Source organism: Cupriavidus sp. 05N38, from assembly GCF_056397345.1.
Genome location: NZ_JBFTNF010000177.1, coordinates 1 through 478, shown reverse-complemented (window position 1 = coordinate 478; position 478 = coordinate 1). Strand labels below are relative to the sequence as shown.

The 478-nt window shown below is 59.5% G+C and carries 1 protein-coding gene; it reads right to left on the bottom strand.

The features are described 5' to 3' along the window. Nucleotides 1–51 precede the first annotated feature (51 nt). Complete coding sequence (locus AC1DK4_RS40795; RefSeq protein ID WP_441623715.1) at nucleotides 52–315, bottom strand: hypothetical protein; 264 nt, start codon at nucleotides 313–315, stop codon at nucleotides 52–54. Nucleotides 316–478 lie beyond the last annotated feature (163 nt).

The window sequence follows — 478 nt, the reverse complement described above, 5'->3', positions numbered from 1 at the left end:
ACTCAGTGATGTGCGGATTCGGTTGGCGCGCTCGGTGGGGCCGCGGCAACATCAGCGATAGATGTTGTTCTGGGCGTTCTGCGTCGAGTTGACATGCGACTTGATGTCATCCGCGAAGGCCGTGTTGTTGCCGTTCATATTGACCACGTTCTGGGTCTGGCCGATCAGTTGCGAGGCATTGAAGGTCGAGTCGACCTTGACGGTGCTGAACACCGGCACGAAGGGCACGAAGCCGGTGCCGCCGCGCACGGTGCTCATGGCGTGGGCGTCGAGTTCTTCGGTGACGGACAGGTCCTGGATGGCGATGGTAGTCATGGTAGYTCTCCGGTACTCAGTGATGTGCGGATTCGGTTGGCGCGCTCGGTGGGGCCGCGGCAACATCAGCGATAGATGTTGTTCTGGGCGTTCTGCGTCGAGTTGACATGCGACTTGATGTCATCCGCGAAGGCCGTGTTGTTGCCCGTTCATATTGACCACG

What these genes read in the sequence shown, in the direction of transcription:
- AC1DK4_RS40795 (WP_441623715.1), bottom strand. Translation starts at nt 315, where the DNA reads ATGACTACCATCGCCATCCAGGACCTGTCCGTCACCGAAGAACTCGAC.